Source organism: Sphingomonas rhamnosi, assembly GCF_036663615.1.
GTDB lineage: Bacteria > Pseudomonadota > Alphaproteobacteria > Sphingomonadales > Sphingomonadaceae > Sphingomonas.
In genome coordinates, this window is record NZ_JAXOJJ010000001.1 from 445,083 (window position 1) to 458,302 (window position 13,220).

The window sequence follows — 13,220 nt, forward strand, 5'->3', positions numbered from 1 at the left end:
CCTAACTGGCGAGGCCACGGAGGACGGGACGATGACGGCGGCGTTTCACACCTACCATCTTCGGATGCAACGGGCGTTGGATCACATCGACCAACACCTGGAGGATGATCTGGACCTGGATGTTGTCAGCGGCGTCGCGGCGTTCTCGAAATACCATTTCCACCGACAGTTCACGGCGATCTTCGGCGTGTCCGTGCATCGCTATATCCAGCTCGCCCGCATGAAGCGGGCATCGTACCGGCTGGCCTATCGGGACGCGCACAGCGTGACCGACATTGCGATGGATGCCGGTTACGGCACGCCGGATGCCTTTGCCCGCGCCTTTCGGCAACGGTTCGGGCAGTCGCCGTCGTCGTTCAGGAAGGCGCCCGATTGGGAGCCGTGGCTCGCGGCCTTCGGGCCTCTCGACAACGCGAGGAGCAAGCGCATGCAGACCATCTACACCCCCGATGACGTGACGATCCGCGACGTGGATCCTACGCCGGTTGCGATCATGGAGCATCGCGGCGACCCGGCGACGATCGGCGCGACTATCCAACGGTTCATTGCCTGGCGGAAGGGCATCGGACTGTCGCCGAAAACCAGCCCGACCTTCAATGTCTTCCACACCGACCCACGCACCACGCCCCCCGCCGAATACCGCATCGACCTGTGCGTCGGCACCGACCGGCCGATCGAGGCGAACGGCGAGCGGATCGAGGCCGGAATTATACCCGGCGGACGCTGTGCGATCCTGCGCGTCGTCGGCAACACCGACACGCTCGAGCCGGCCGCCCTGTATCTCTACCGAGACTGGCTGCCTGACAGCGGTGAAGAAGCACGGGACTTCCCACTCTATTGTCAGCGCATCGCGTTCTTCCCGGAAGTCCCGGAACATCAGGCGGTCGCGGACCTGTTCCTACCGCTGAAATAGCACGGTGAAGGGGCGGCTATGTCCCATTCTATCGCCAAAGCGACAAGCCGCCCCGTTCCCAGTCATGAGACTAGTCGGGAGAACGACGCTCGCTGGAATGGCGAGCGGTGGCCTGTTCCTCGTTTTGGGGACACACGTAATGCTCGAGGTTCGTGAAGACGATTAACTGGAGAGCAGACCCGTAACGTGTTGGCCCTGCATCTTGCGGGAATGAACGCCAGTTCACCGCCCGGCCAAAGGCTCGAGGGACGGCACGCGGAGGTCACCGATCGCGATGAAATCGGCGTTGCGGCTTCGATAGGTGCACCGGGCCGACGAGCCGGTAGCCGATATCCGACAGGCGTCGCCGGCGGCCGACGGCGTTAGGTCGTCTTCCTTTGGCGGACCGCATGATCAACCGCGCGCGCGGTCAGCGCCATGAACGTCAGCGACGGGTTCACGCACGAGATCGACGCCATCTGCGCGCCATCGGTAACGTACAGATTGGACGCCGCGTGCGCCTGGCTCCATGCGTTCAGCACCGACTTGCGCGGGTCGCTGCCCATGCGCGCGCCGCCCATCTCGTGGATGGCATCGCCGGGAACGTGCTCCCTCTCGGTGCTCTTCACGTTGGTGAGGCCCGCCCCCTTGAGCATCGCCTCGCCCTGCGCGCGCGCGTCGGTCATCATCTTCAGCTCGTTCTCGCGAAAGCGAACGTCGAAGCGCATGAGCGGCACGCCGAACCGGTCGACCTTCGACGGATGCAATGACACGCTATTGTCCTTGTACGGCAGGCATTCGCCGAACGCGCCCATGCTGAACCGCCACGGCGCATATTTGCGCATGCCCTGCTTCATCGATGCACCGAACCCGACCGGAGCCGCGGGGTTGCGGTAGGCACCGCCCTGATAGCCATAGCCGCGCTTGAAGCCGACGCCTTCGTCGCCGCCGATGTTGCGGAAGCGCGGGATGTACACGCCGCCCGGACGGCGGCCATATTCGATAAACTCCTCCATGCCGGGGATGTCGCCTTCGATCCCGACGCGGAAGATGTGGTCCATGACATAGCGACCGAGCGTGCCGCTCTCGTCGAAATAGCTGCGGTCGCTGCCCGGCGCGCGGCTGTTGAGCATGATCTGCGTCGAGGCGATCGCCGAGGCACAGAGGAAGACGAGATCGGCCTCGACGGTTTCCGCCTGCCCGGTCTTGGCATCGATATAGCGGACGCCGGTGACCTTCTTGCGCGCCGCGTCGTAAGCAAGATTGGTGACCACGGAATCCGATTTCAGCGTCAGCCGGCCGGTGGCGCGGGCCGCCGGCAACGTCACCGCCTGGGTCGAGAAATAGGCGCCGAACGAACAGCCATTGCCGCACTGGTTGCGGAACTGGCACTTCGTCCGGTTCTGCTCCGGCTTGTCCTCGGTCATGTTGGATAGCCGCGTGTTGATCAGCTTGCGCCCCGGGAACTTGGTCTCGAGGTTCTGCTTCAGCCGTTTCTCGGCGACGTTCATCGGCATCGGCGGCTGAAATTCGCTGTCGGGCAGGTAGGCGAGATTCTCGCGCGAGCCGGATACGCCGATATATTTCTCGACATAGCTGTACCACGGCGCGACGTCGTCATAGCCGATCGGCCATTCGCCATCGATCCCGTCGCGCTTGTTCGCCGCGAAATCCTCGGGCGCCCAGCGGAAGCACCAGCGACCCCAGATCAGCGACTTGCCGCCGACCGCCCCCGACCGGATCCAATAGAATTTGCTGCCCTCGTCATGGGCATAGGGGTTCAGCCGGTCGTCATTGTGGAACTCGCGGTTGCTGGGCGCGACATAGCCGTGCTTGGCGATGAAATAATCGCTGTCGAGGAGCGGCTTGGGCATGATGTTGCGAGCCGGCACCTCGTAGGCGGGCTTGCCGTCATAGGTATAACCTTCGCCATGCTCGACCATCTTGCCGCGGTCGAGCATCAGGACACGCAGGCCCTTTTCGGTCAGTTCCTTCGCGGCGAAGCCGCCGCTGACGCCCGATCCAATGACGATCGCGTCGAACCTGTTGGTCGCAGCCATGATCTTCCTCTCCAAATTCTCGGTCAGAACGCGCGATCAGAAACGCAGCGCGCGCAGCGTCCGGAAGCTCGTGGTGATGTCGGGCAGATACGGCGCCGGTGCCTGATCGTTCTCGACGTAGAAATGCTGGACCCCGGCGCTGCCCTTCAGCTTGAACAGCGCGGCGAAATCGATCGTCCCCACGCCGACTGCCGCCATGCTGCGATCGGGCCGCATGTCCTTGACGTGATAAGCGTAAAGACGTGGCGCCACCCGCTCGATCAGCGTCGTTAGGTTTTCGCCGGCATGCAGCGCCCAATAGAGATCGAGCTCGAGCTTCACGAGCGCAGGGTCGGTCTCCTTCAACAGCCGGTCATACAGGCTGACCCCGCCCGGCTTTGTCGTGAATTCGAAATCGTGATTGTGATAGGCGAAGCCCAGCCCGGCCTTTTTCAGATCGGTGGCGAACCGGTTGAAGTTCGGCAGCGCCGCGGTCCAGCCCGCTTCGTTGCGATGCTCGTCGGTCATGTACGGCAGCACGACCGTGGTCGCGCCGAGCGTCTTGGCCATCGTCACCGACTGGTCGAACCGCTGGAGCAGTGCGTCGTAGCCGATATGCACCGAAGGTGCGGTCAGGCCGAGCTTGTCCATCGTGCCGCGCAGCATCGCATGGTCCATGCCGTCAAAGCCGCCACCGCCGAATTCGACCTCGCGGTAGCCGATCTTCGCGACCTTCCCGAGCGTGCCGACCGGGTCCTTCGAGAAGATGTCGCGGATCGTGTAGAGTTGCAGGCCGATTGCCTTCAACTGCGTGGCGGAGGCGGTGGGCACGAATGCGAGCGCGGCAACCGCACCGGAGCCCGCGAGCAGGGTTCGACGGCTGAGGATCATGCGGAATACACCTTGTTGACCTGAGAATAGGGGAAGGCACCGTTATATTCGCCGGGCACCGGCAGATATTCGCGCTCCTGCGTCATGCCGATCTCCGACGTGTAATAGCCGGTGACGACGAGCTGTCGGAACGCTTCGAAAAAGACGCCGCCGGACGGGATCTGGTCGTTCATCGCGAGCGTCAGCAGCGCGTCCTGCTGCGCCGCGGTCGCTGTCGCACCGGGGGCCTTATAGTCCTTCAGGCTGCGCGCCTCGATCGCGTCGAGCCCGGCGAGGATCGGCACGCGGTCGGCAGGCTCGGCCCAGTCGGCGAGCAGCTTTTCGATATAGGCGGGGACGCCGGCAGCGATCGCCCCCGGCGTGTCGGTGGTCGGCAGCACGCGTTCGCTGAGCGCGGTCATCAGCGCGCGCTGCGCGGGCGTGAAGACCGCGACGCTCGGCGGGCCTTCGCTGATCACCGGGATGCCCGCGGCGGCACCGGCGGCCGGCGCGACGCCGGCGGCACGCGCGATCGGCGCGAACAAGGCGCTGCTGAACATGCCCACGACACCGGCCAAGGCGGTTCTGCGATCGATCATTTGCCGTCCCCCTTCAGATCCTGCGCGATCGCCGCCTCGGTCAGCGGACGGACCCAGATGTTGCGGAACGACACCGGCGAATCGTGATCCTGCAGCTGGATCGGCGCGGCGTCGGCATGCGCCTTGTAGCTCGCGACCTGTCGCCAGATGGTGGTGCCGAGCATCGCCTGGTGGTTCTGGACCAGCACGCCGTTCAGCAGCGCGGTGACATAGGCGGGGCGGAGCAGACTGCCGTCGGCGGCGAAGCGAGGCCGTTCGAACACGATGTCGTAGGTCTGCCATTCGCCGGGTCGGCGCGCGGCGTTCACCAGCGGCGGCTTCCAGCCATAGACCGCGCCGACCGTGCCGTCTGCATAGGTCGGGTTCTGCGATCCATCGAGGATCTGCAGTTCATAGCGCTGCATGAACCAGATGCCGCTGTTGCCGCGATCCTGCGAGGTCTTGGTCGGAGGATTGGGCGAGCGGAACTCAAGGTGCATTTGGACGTCGCCGAAACTCTGCTTCGAGACGAGATTGTTCTCGCCGCCGCTCTTCGTGCGCGACGGAATGGTGAGCACGCCGTTGTCGATCGGCCACGCGATCCGATCCGGCTTCCACGCGTCGAGCGACCGCCCGTCGAACAGCACGACCGCGTCGGCAGGCGCACCACCTGGGGTGGCGGCTGGTGCCACGACGATCGGCGCAGGCCGGTCGGCATCGTGGACGCGCCACTGGCCGCCGGGCAGCATCGGCGTGTCCTTGAAGCCGGGCTTGTCCTGCGCCGCGACCGGCACGGCCACCGCCGCGACGACGCTCGCGATCAAACTGATCTTCATGCTCATGCTTCCCCTCATACGGCGTCGATCTCGCGGTAGGCGGCGATCAGGCGATCCTCGCCCGCCCGGCCCGCGATCGAGTTGCCGTGTTCCATGCCGATCACGCCGGTGTAGCGTTTGGCGCGCAGCCATTTGACGATCCGGGCATAGTTGATCTCGCCGGTCGACGGCTCGTTGCGTCCCGGATTGTCGCCGAACTGGATATAGCCGATCTCGCTCCAGCAGGTGTTGAGCGTGGGGATCAGATTCCCCGACTGGATCTGCTCGTGATACAGATCGGCGAGGATCTTGACCGCCGGGCTATTCGCGCCGCGTGCGACCGCATAGCCCTGTGAAATCGTCTGCATATAGACGCCGGGGTGATTGGTCCGGGTGTTGAGCGGCTCCATCACCATCGCCACGCCAGATGGCGCGACGATATCGCCCGCGCGGCGCATCACGTCGATCACGCGCGCGGTCTGGATGTCGACCGGCACCTTGGGGTCCATGAACCCGGTGACGACGGTCATCCGTGTGGCGTTCAGCCGCTTGGCGACGTCGAGCGAGGCGCGGATATCGGCCAGGAACGCCTCGCGCTCGGCACCGTCATTGGCGCCGAGCAGCGGTCGCGACTTGGCCCATTTGGGCATGCTGGCGACGAACACGCCCACCGTCATGCCGCGCTGCGAAAGCGCCTTGGCCATCTGCTCCTGCTCGGCCACCGAGCGCGTTGCCGCCTCATTGTCCTCCCACGCGGTGAAGCCCTGATCCGCGGCGAAGGCGATCTGCTCGATCCGGCCGCCGCGGCTGGCGAAGCTGCCCTCGTGCGGCGCATAGCCGAGCGAGAACCGCGCCGCGTTCGTGCCGCGGCGCTGGGCTGCGATCGCGGCAGGCACCAGCGAGGCCGCGGCACCGACGGCGAGCACGGTGCGACGCGAGAATGTCATGCGCGCCGCGCGATCATTTGGCGCCCTCCGCCTTGAGATATGCGATGATCGCCGCGCGTTTCGCCGGATCGGGGGTCGCGATCGGCATGCGGGTCCCCGGCACCTTCTTCGACGGCGCGGCGAGATATTCGTCCAGCGTCTTCTCGTCCCAGCGCAGCTTCGACTCCTTCAAAGCCGGCGAATAATTGAAGCCGGGCGCAGCCGCCGCGGCACGGCCGACGACGCCGTACAGATTGGGGCCGATCCCGTTCTTGCCGCCTTTCACGACGGTATGACAGGCGCGGCACGCGGCGAAGGCCGGCGGCGCCGTCGTCTGCGCGGCGATGGGCGCCGATACGGCGATCAGCGCGGTCGCCGCGACGCTTGTGGCGCCCAGGGCAATTAGCAGCTTCATTCATTCTCTCCTGGACTCAACTGGCGTCCATTTCTGGTCGGATGCGGCGTTCGCGATCACCGCCTCGATGAATCGCATGGTGCGCAGGCCGTCGGCTATGCCGGGATACCAGCGATCGTCGCCGCCCCGGATCGTCGCGGCGAACGCGCGATACAGGTTGGCGAACGCTTCGATATAGCCTTCGGGATGCCCCGCCGGGGTCCGCGTCAGCGCGGCCGTGCCGTCATACAGCCCGGGCCCGCCGGTGCGCAGGACTTCAGCCGGCTTATCGAGCCAGCGCAAGGTCAGCGTGTTAGGCTCCGTCTGCGCCCAGTCGAGCCCGCCGCGTTCTCCGTGGATCCTGAGCCGCAGCCCGTTCTCCTCGCCCGCAGCGACCTGGCTCGCCTTGAGCACGCCGCGCGCGCCGCCTTCGAACCGCAGCAACGCGCTCACGTCATCGTCGAGCCGCCGACCCCCGACATGCGTAGTGAGGTCCGCCGACACCGATTCCACCGACAGGCCGGAAACATGCTCGGCAAGCTGGAACGCGTGCGTACCGATGTCACCCAGACAGCCGCCAAGCCCCGCGCGGGCGGGATCGGTGCGCCATTCGGCCTGCTTGTTGCCATCGGTATCGATCGACTGGCTGAGCCAGCCCTGCAGATATTCGACCTGGACCAGCCGGATCGCACCGAAATCACCGCGCGCCACCCGCACACGCGCCTCTTCGATCAGTGGATAGCCGCTATAGGTGAACGCCAGCGCGAACCGGCGGCCGCTGGCCTTGGCGGCTGCGGCGATCGCCTCGGCTTCGACGACGCTCATCGCCATCGGCTTTTCGCAGAAGACGTGGAAGCCGGCGTCGAGCGCTGCGATCGCCATCGGCGCGTGCAGGTGGTTCGGCGTCACCACCGCGAGCGCGCCGATCCGCTGATCCGCAGGTAGCGCTTGTTCGTTCGCGATCAGCGTGTCGAGCGACGGATAGACGCGCTGCGCCTCCAGCCCAAGCAGGTCGCCGGTCCGCGCGTTGCGTCCGCCATCGGTGCTGAACGCGCCCGCCACGAGATCCCAATCGCCGTCGAGCGCCGCCGCCATGCGGTGGACGGCACCGATAAAGGCCCCTTCCCCGCCGCCGACCATGCCGAGACGAAGCCGGGTCACGGACGATCCTCCGACAGCCCGAGCAGCGCACGGATCGCGGTGCGGTCGATGCCGCTGGCGGCGAAATCGTCGAACGCGCGGTCACCTCGGCGGATGATGTGATCGCGGATGAACGGCGCGCCTTCGCGGGCGCCATCCTCGGAGCGCTTGAGCGCGCATTCCCATTCGAGCACTGCCCAACCGGCATAGCCGTACTGCGCCATCTTGCTGAAGATCGCGGAAAAATCGACCTGCCCGTCGCCGAGCGAGCGGAACCGACCGGCGCGGTCGACCCAATTCTCATAGCCGCCGTACACACCCGATCGGCCGGTCGGATTGAACTCGGCGTCCTTGACGTGGAAGCACGAGATCCGGTCGTGATAGCGATCGATGAAGTCGAGATAATCGAGCTGCTGCAACACGAAATGCGACGGATCGAACAGCAGGCGGGCCCGCGGATGGTGGTCGACCGCGGCGAGGAAGCGTTCCCATGTCGCACCGTCGTGCACATCCTCGCCCGGATGCACCTCGAACGCGCAATCGACGCCGGCGTCCTCGAACACGTCGAGGATCGGCGTCCAGCGGCGCGCGAGTTCGGCAAACGCTTCCTCGATCAGCCCGGCGGGGCGTTGCGGCCACGGATAGACGTAGGGCCATGCGAGCGCGCCCGAGAAGGTCGCATGCGCGGACAGGCCGAGATTGGCGCTCGCCTTCGCCGCCAGCTTGACCTGTTCGACCGCCCATGACTGGCGCTCGGCGAGCTTGCCGTGCAGCTCAGGCGGCGCGAAGCCGTCGAACAGCGTGTCATAGGCCGGGTGGACCGCGACCAGCTGCCCTTGCAGATGAGTCGACAATTCGGTGACTTCGATCCCGTGCTTGGCGAGGCCACCGCGCAGGTCATCGCAATAAGTGCGACTTTCCGCGGCAAGCTTCAGGTCGATCAGTTGCGCGTTGCAGGGGATCTGGACACCGACATAGCCCAGCCCGGCCGCCCATTCCGCCAGCCCGCCGAGCGTGTTGAACGGCGCCGCGTCACCGAGGAACTGGGCAAGGAATATGCCGGGGCCCTTCATGCCCTTCATGCCGCGACCTCTTTCTGCGTGTCATCGCGAAAGGTCAGCTGGAACAGCAGCGCGATCACTGCCGCGGCGATGGCGGGATACCACCACATATGCTGCCAATCGGCGATGGTCGGCGTAGCGGGCAGTTGCGCGTACAACAGCGCACCGATCTGCGACCCGAGCAGCATCCCGACGCCGTAGGTGAACAACGTCAGCATGCCCTGCGCCTGCGCGTTGACGCCCTTCGGTGTCGCGATCGTGCCGGTGTAGATCGCGCCGGCGACGAAGAAGAAATCATAGCACACGCCGTGCAGCGCGACGCCCAGATACACCGCCCATAGCGACGCGCCGCCATCGCCGATCGCGAACAGCACATAGCGCACCGCCCAGGCGGCCATGCCAACGAGCAGCAACGGCTTCACGCCGAAGCGGCGGTACAGCCAGGGCATAGAGAACATGAACACGAGTTCGGACATCTGTCCGATCGCGAGCGTACCGCCGACGTTGCTGATGCCGGTCGCGCCGACATAGGGCGAGGCATAGGCGTAATACATCGCCAGCGGGACCGAGATCAGCGTGGCGCAGGTCATGAAGATCAGGAACGAACGCTGTTTTAGCAGCCCGAACGCCTCGACGCAGAATACCTGGCGCAGCACGCTCTCGTCGCGCGGCGCGTCCGATGCGACGTTGGGCAGCGTGAAACTGTAGAGCCCCAGCGCGATCGAAACGACCGCCGCTACCCGGAATATCTCCGGGCTCGCCGACAGCCCGGCCCAGCCGATGATCAGCCCAGCGGTGATCCACCCGAGCGTGCCAAACGCGCGGACGAACGGGAACTTGTCGGTCCGCTCGCCGAAACTCTTGAGCGCGATCGTGTTGGCGAGGCCGACCGTTGGCATGTAGAGGATCATGTAGCAGAGCAGCAGCCAGACGAAGCCGTTGCCGGCCTCCGGCGTGATGAGCGAGGGCAGCGCGAACAGGATCACGCCGCCGATCAGGTGCAGGATCACCATCAGCATCCGCGGGCTGACATAACGTGCGGCGGCCATGCCGAGCAGGAACGATCCGACGATCGACGCGATCGGCCCGACCGAAAACGCGTTGCCGATCAGATTGCCGATGCCGACAGTCTGCATCACGAGGCCGAGCGTAACGATCCAGGCGCCCCAGACGAAGAATTGCATGAACATCATCGCGCTGAGGCGGCCGGTCAACAGACCACCCGCCGGGGCCACGCCCCCTTCATAGGATGCACTGTCTGCAACGGCCATTCGCACCTCTCCGATCGCAGTTTTCCTGCTTGTCGACCGGGAAGCTACGAAGAGGCGCCATGAATGTAAAGGATTACATCTACGCTATATCGACACGGACGCGGACCGGATACATGACGATGCCATGACGACGATCATCGAAGTCGCCGCCTTGGCCGGCGTCTCCACCGCCACCGTCTCGCGCGTGCTGAGCCGCCCCGAACAGGTGTCCGACCAGACGCGGCTGCGCGTATTGGAGGTCGTCCGCGACTCGGGGTATACCCCCAATGTCGCCGCGCGCAGCCTGCGGACTTTGCGCGCCGCCAAGATCCTGCTGACCGTTCCCGACATCTCCAACGCGTTCTTCGCCAGCGTTATCCGCGGCGCCGAAGAGGCCGCGAGGGACGCGGGGTATTCGGTGGTCGTGGGCGACACGCGCCACGATCCGGAGGTCGAGGATCAATATGCCGACATGCTATCACGTCGCGAGGTTGACGGGCTGATCTTCCTCGGCCACCGGCTGCCCGCCAGCCTCGGCCCGCTGCTGGCGCGCAAAGGCGCCGCCGCACCGATCGTCAACGGCTGCGAATACAGCCCCGACCTCGGCGTCCCCAGCGTCCATATCGACAATGCTGCGGCGAGCGCCGACGCGATCGAGCACCTGATCGGCCTCGGCCATCGCACGATCGGCGTCGTCACCGGACCGGAGATCAGCCCGATCAGCCGCGACCGCCTGACCGGCGCGATCGACGCCGCAACCCGCGCCGGGCTCCGCGATCGCCTGCACGTCCGCAGGGGCGACTATTCCGCCGGCTCGGCCGTCGCCCACACCCGCGATCTGCTCGCCAGCGACGTCACCGCGATCTTCTGCTTCAGCGACGAGATGGCGATGGGCGCGCTGCGTGCGATTGGCGATGCCGGCCTGTCCTGCCCCGCCGACGTCTCGGTCATCGGCTTCGACGACCTGCCGCTCGCGCGCTATTTCCAGCCGCCGCTCACGACGATCGCCCAGCCCAAGGGCATGATCGGGCGCCGCGCTGTCGAACTTCTCGTCGACATCCTGCGCGGCGTCGACGCCCCACTCCAGCAAGTCACGCTCCGTCACGAACTCGTGGTCAGGAACAGCACCGCTGTCATCCGCGCCCGATGATCAAAAAAGAAGGATGAGAGGATGTCCATGAAGAAGATTTGCGCGCTCTTGCTCGCTTGCGTGTCGCCCATCGCAGCGTTTGCACAGAGTTCAATCGACCAAGCGCGGGCCATCGGCGGCGAACCCGCAACCGGCCGGCAGCATCTGATCCTGGCCGACGTACCCCGACCAGTCGGCAAGAGGATCGCGCTGTTCGACGGCCGCAGCCTGAACGACTGGCAACCCTGGCTCGGCTATGCGGACCCGGCGGTGACGTATCGCGGCGACAGCAAGAATCCACCAATCGGCGTTCCCGGGCGCGACAGCGGTGACTTCGCCGTCCGCCAGGTCGACGGCGGGCCAGCGATCTGGATCAAGGGCCAGACCTGGGGCAGCCTCGTCCACCGTGCGGACCTCAGCAACTATCACCTGCGGCTACAGTATAAATGGGGTGCAGGACGGTGGGCGCCGCGCGACCGGCAGCCGCCCAATAACGGCTTGCTATACCATACGCATGGCGCGCCCGGCGAGGTGTTCGGAACATGGCGTCCGTCGATGGAATTCGAAATCATGAAGGGCTCGACCGGCATGGCCGTCGCGGTCGGCGGCAAGGTCCGGGGGCGGACGACCGTCACGTCCGACCCGTCGCTGATCGCGCCGCATCTCCGCTTCCGTGTTGGCGGACGGACCGTCGACATGGTCAACGGGAGCCCGACCTGGAACGTCGAAGCCGCCACCGACGCCGAACGCCCGATCGGCCAGTGGAACACGCTCGATCTCTACGTGCTGGGGGACCACGCCGTCCATGTCGTCAACGGCGTCCCCGTCGCCGAAATCCGGGATATCGCGACGATCGCCGCCGACGGAAGCCGGACCCCGCTGACTCACGGCAGCATTCAGCTTCAGTCGGAAGGGGCCGAGACGTGGTTCCGCAGCATTTCGGTCGAACCCATCCGCAGCCTGCCAAAAATCGTAGAGACAGCGATATCGTCCGAGTGAGCGAAAGCCGCGTCCGCGCGGGTCAGTTGCCGTCGGCGTCTACCGTAAACACCATCGGCCTGCCGCGCGACATCGGTTCCCAGCCCGCGGCCAGAGCAGCGCGAACGCTCCGAGACACCGTCGCATCGTCGATCTGGAGGCGCCCCCGCGGCAGGCCCTTCAACAAACGCTTCGGGGCAGGAAATTCGAGCAGCGCCTCGCGCTGGGAATCCCGCTGCAGAACGCCGATCGTCATGCCCTTCCATCCCTCGTCATCCGACCATTGCGGCTCGCGTTGCAGGTGCCAGTCGTATTTGACGCCGTCGATATCGACGGTACCGGTATTGCTTCGGGTGTTTGACATGGCCGCGGCTTTAGCATGCCTGCCCCGCCAAGCCATCAACGCACGACAATCGATCGCCTGGGAGCGACGGGCGCTTATCCGACGACCCGGTACGGTGTCCGGTTGTCGATCAGACTGATCTATCGCTACGAGGTGCAACGCTCCAAGGGCGGTGGGCACATGCCGAGCGCAGCGACCACGCTGCGGCCACGCACCGCAGCCGGTGAACCCGGTCAGAATTTACGGTTGGGGCAGGATCCGAGCGATTGCCTTAAGGCGTTCTTCACCGCGCAGGCCATAAGGCAGGTTAACCAGGAGTGACATGATGACCGCCCTCGAGACTGGCTTCGACGCCGTAACCTTGCGCACACTCGATATGATGGGCGAGGCGGAACGCGATGCGCTGCCCTACGGTGTGGTCGGCCTCGCCGCGGATATGACGGTCGAATCCTATAACGCGACCGAGGCACGGATGGCGGGATTGGACCCTGCCAGCGTCATCGGTGTCCCGTTCTTCGACGCCATCGCACAGTGCATGAACAACTTCATGGTCGCCCAGCGGTTCGAGGACGAGCCCGAGCTCGACGCCCTCGTGCCGTATGTTCTGACCCTGCGGATGCGGCCGACCAAGGTGCGGCTGCGGCTGTTGGCGTCCGCGACGGCGGCACGACGCTATATTCTGATCCAGCGATAGGTGCGCGGCGGTCATGACCGGCAGTTCGAGTGAGGAACAGCTTCTCGAGTTTCTGTACGCGTGTCCGGTTGGATTGATCGAATGCGATGCCGCGGGCGATATCGCGATCAT

15 protein-coding genes are annotated in these 13,220 nt (G+C 65.5%); 5 read left to right on the forward strand and 10 right to left on the reverse strand.

Features of this window, described 5'->3' with window-relative positions; all coding sequences use genetic code 11:
- Positions 1-31 precede the first annotated feature (31 nt).
- A complete protein-coding gene (locus U1701_RS02140; RefSeq protein WP_332780879.1) occupies positions 32-913 on the forward strand; it encodes an AraC family transcriptional regulator in 882 nt (293 codons plus the stop codon).
- A gap of 362 nt (positions 914-1,275) precedes the next feature.
- On the opposite strand, the gene U1701_RS02145 is transcribed toward U1701_RS02140, so the two are convergent.
- From U1701_RS02145 to U1701_RS02185, 9 genes are read right to left on the reverse strand one after another with little or no spacing between them, the layout of a single operon-like run.
- Positions 1,276-2,952, reverse strand: coding sequence for a GMC oxidoreductase (locus U1701_RS02145; protein WP_332780880.1), 1,677 nt, complete (start codon positions 2,950-2,952; stop codon positions 1,276-1,278).
- Between the two features lie 36 nt (positions 2,953-2,988).
- Entirely contained in the window at positions 2,989-3,822 is an 834-nt protein-coding gene (locus U1701_RS02150) for a sugar phosphate isomerase/epimerase family protein (RefSeq protein WP_332780881.1), read from the reverse strand.
- On the reverse strand, positions 3,819-4,400 hold the full coding sequence (locus U1701_RS02155) for a gluconate 2-dehydrogenase subunit 3 family protein (RefSeq protein WP_332780882.1): 582 nt from the start codon (positions 4,398-4,400) through the stop codon (positions 3,819-3,821). Before U1701_RS02155 ends, U1701_RS02150 begins: the two co-directional genes overlap by 4 nt.
- Positions 4,397-5,215 (reverse strand): 3-keto-disaccharide hydrolase, encoded by an 819-nt coding sequence (locus U1701_RS02160; protein ID WP_443025977.1) that lies wholly within the window; start codon positions 5,213-5,215, stop codon positions 4,397-4,399. The genes U1701_RS02155 and U1701_RS02160 overlap by 4 nt, the downstream gene beginning before the upstream one ends.
- A gap of 14 nt (positions 5,216-5,229) precedes the next feature.
- A complete protein-coding gene (locus U1701_RS02165) occupies positions 5,230-6,141 on the reverse strand; it encodes a hydroxypyruvate isomerase family protein (RefSeq protein ID WP_332780884.1) in 912 nt (303 codons plus the stop codon).
- A gap of 13 nt (positions 6,142-6,154) precedes the next feature.
- A complete protein-coding gene (locus U1701_RS02170; protein ID WP_332780885.1) occupies positions 6,155-6,535 on the reverse strand; it encodes a c-type cytochrome in 381 nt (126 codons plus the stop codon).
- The gene (locus tag U1701_RS02175; RefSeq protein WP_332781429.1) at positions 6,536-7,654 is read right to left on the reverse strand and encodes a Gfo/Idh/MocA family protein; all 1,119 of its coding nucleotides are present in this window, start codon (positions 7,652-7,654) and stop codon (positions 6,536-6,538) included.
- Between the two features lie 17 nt (positions 7,655-7,671).
- Entirely contained in the window at positions 7,672-8,736 is a 1,065-nt protein-coding gene (locus U1701_RS02180; protein ID WP_332780886.1) for a sugar phosphate isomerase/epimerase family protein, read from the reverse strand.
- Entirely contained in the window at positions 8,733-9,986 is a 1,254-nt protein-coding gene (locus U1701_RS02185) for an MFS transporter (RefSeq protein ID WP_332780887.1), read from the reverse strand. Before U1701_RS02185 ends, U1701_RS02180 begins: the two co-directional genes overlap by 4 nt.
- A 124-nt stretch (positions 9,987-10,110) precedes the next feature.
- On the opposite strand from U1701_RS02185, the gene U1701_RS02190 reads away from it, so the two are divergent.
- A complete protein-coding gene (locus U1701_RS02190; protein ID WP_332780888.1) occupies positions 10,111-11,115 on the forward strand; it encodes a LacI family DNA-binding transcriptional regulator in 1,005 nt (334 codons plus the stop codon).
- Between the two features lie 27 nt (positions 11,116-11,142).
- The gene (locus U1701_RS02195) at positions 11,143-12,093 is read left to right on the forward strand and encodes a 3-keto-disaccharide hydrolase (protein ID WP_332780889.1); all 951 of its coding nucleotides are present in this window, start codon (positions 11,143-11,145) and stop codon (positions 12,091-12,093) included.
- Positions 12,094-12,115: 22 nt separating this feature from the next.
- On the opposite strand, the gene U1701_RS02200 is transcribed toward U1701_RS02195, so the two are convergent.
- Complete coding sequence (locus U1701_RS02200; protein WP_332780890.1) at positions 12,116-12,436, reverse strand: hypothetical protein; 321 nt, start codon at positions 12,434-12,436, stop codon at positions 12,116-12,118.
- Between the two features lie 102 nt (positions 12,437-12,538).
- On the opposite strand from U1701_RS02200, the gene U1701_RS02205 reads away from it, so the two are divergent.
- Together U1701_RS02205 and U1701_RS02210 are read left to right on the forward strand one after the other, a co-directional pair.
- Positions 12,539-12,736: a hypothetical protein gene (locus U1701_RS02205; protein WP_332780891.1), complete on the forward strand. Its 198-nt coding sequence runs from the start codon at positions 12,539-12,541 to the stop codon at positions 12,734-12,736.
- A 4-nt stretch (positions 12,737-12,740) separates the two neighbouring features.
- Positions 12,741-13,109 carry a phosphonate transporter gene (locus U1701_RS02210; RefSeq protein ID WP_332780892.1) on the forward strand — a complete coding sequence of 123 codons (369 nt, stop codon included), beginning with the start codon at positions 12,741-12,743 and terminating at the stop codon, positions 13,107-13,109.
- The last annotated feature ends 111 nt before the right edge of the window (positions 13,110-13,220 follow it).

What these genes read in the sequence shown, in the direction of transcription:
- U1701_RS02195 (WP_332780889.1), top strand. Translation starts at nt 11,143, where the DNA reads ATGAAGAAGATTTGCGCGCTCTTGCTCGCTTGCGTGTCGCCCATCGCA.
- U1701_RS02145 (WP_332780880.1), bottom strand. Translation starts at nt 2,952, where the DNA reads ATGGCTGCGACCAACAGGTTCGACGCGATCGTCATTGGATCGGGCGTC.
- U1701_RS02170 (WP_332780885.1), bottom strand. Translation starts at nt 6,535, where the DNA reads ATGAAGCTGCTAATTGCCCTGGGCGCCACAAGCGTCGCGGCGACCGCG.
- U1701_RS02165 (WP_332780884.1), bottom strand. Translation starts at nt 6,141, where the DNA reads ATGACATTCTCGCGTCGCACCGTGCTCGCCGTCGGTGCCGCGGCCTCG.
- U1701_RS02140 (WP_332780879.1), top strand. Translation starts at nt 32, where the DNA reads ATGACGGCGGCGTTTCACACCTACCATCTTCGGATGCAACGGGCGTTG.
- U1701_RS02175 (WP_332781429.1), bottom strand. Translation starts at nt 7,654, where the DNA reads ATGGTCGGCGGCGGGGAAGGGGCCTTTATCGGTGCCGTCCACCGCATG.
- U1701_RS02180 (WP_332780886.1), bottom strand. Translation starts at nt 8,736, where the DNA reads ATGAAGGGCATGAAGGGCCCCGGCATATTCCTTGCCCAGTTCCTCGGT.
- U1701_RS02160 (WP_443025977.1), bottom strand. Translation starts at nt 5,215, where the DNA reads ATGAAGATCAGTTTGATCGCGAGCGTCGTCGCGGCGGTGGCCGTGCCG.
- U1701_RS02200 (WP_332780890.1), bottom strand. Translation starts at nt 12,436, where the DNA reads ATGTCAAACACCCGAAGCAATACCGGTACCGTCGATATCGACGGCGTC.
- U1701_RS02185 (WP_332780887.1), bottom strand. Translation starts at nt 9,986, where the DNA reads ATGGCCGTTGCAGACAGTGCATCCTATGAAGGGGGCGTGGCCCCGGCG.
- U1701_RS02155 (WP_332780882.1), bottom strand. Translation starts at nt 4,400, where the DNA reads ATGATCGATCGCAGAACCGCCTTGGCCGGTGTCGTGGGCATGTTCAGC.
- U1701_RS02210 (WP_332780892.1), top strand. Translation starts at nt 12,741, where the DNA reads ATGACCGCCCTCGAGACTGGCTTCGACGCCGTAACCTTGCGCACACTC.
- U1701_RS02150 (WP_332780881.1), bottom strand. Translation starts at nt 3,822, where the DNA reads ATGATCCTCAGCCGTCGAACCCTGCTCGCGGGCTCCGGTGCGGTTGCC.
- U1701_RS02190 (WP_332780888.1), top strand. Translation starts at nt 10,111, where the DNA reads ATGACGACGATCATCGAAGTCGCCGCCTTGGCCGGCGTCTCCACCGCC.